Here is a 525-nt window from a genome sequence, read left to right as displayed (position 1 = left end):
CAGCGGCGGCGATCTGTTCTTCGGTCGCGTCGCGCGGGTCGTCGACATATTGCATCAGCAGCAGCGCGTAGCCGAGGTCCATCTGGTGCTGCTCGAAGGACAGCCGAACCGCTTCGGGCGTGTCGGCGCGCATCTCTTGCATGGTTTGCAGCGCGTCATAGGCGAGGATGCCCGAGCGGATCATCACCTCGGCCTCGGCCACCAGCTGGTCGATGCCCTGCAACTCCGTCGTGAGCGAGCGAGTGCCGATCAGTCCCATGACCCATGGCACCTCGATGGCGTAATGCGTCTCCTGCGCATCACGGTCGGGGATGCCGACCAGCGTGAAGGGGGCGGGGGCGGGGTGCGTTTCCCACATCGCCTCGATCGCTGCCAGTTTCATGCGCTGCGTGTGGCTGGCCGAATAGCCGCTCTCGTCGCCCAGCACGACGACCGACAGGGCCGAGGCCAGACCGAAGGCCGAGGCAATGGCGATGGAGCGCCGCGCCAGTTCCACATGCCGGCCCTTCAGCAGATACCACGCCG

General features: G+C 66.5%; 1 protein-coding gene. It reads right to left on the bottom strand.

The genetic code is table 11. The annotated features are described in order from the left end of the window. Positions 1-525, bottom strand: a 525-nt coding sequence (locus BCY78_RS24280; protein ID WP_199523201.1) for a cytochrome ubiquinol oxidase subunit I, incomplete at both ends; no start/stop codon positions are given.

The organism is Pararhodobacter sp. CCB-MM2, assembly GCF_001691415.1.
In the GTDB taxonomy this organism is placed as follows: domain Bacteria; phylum Pseudomonadota; class Alphaproteobacteria; order Rhodobacterales; family Rhodobacteraceae; genus Pararhodobacter.
This window is presented reverse-complemented; position numbering and strand designations above follow the sequence as displayed.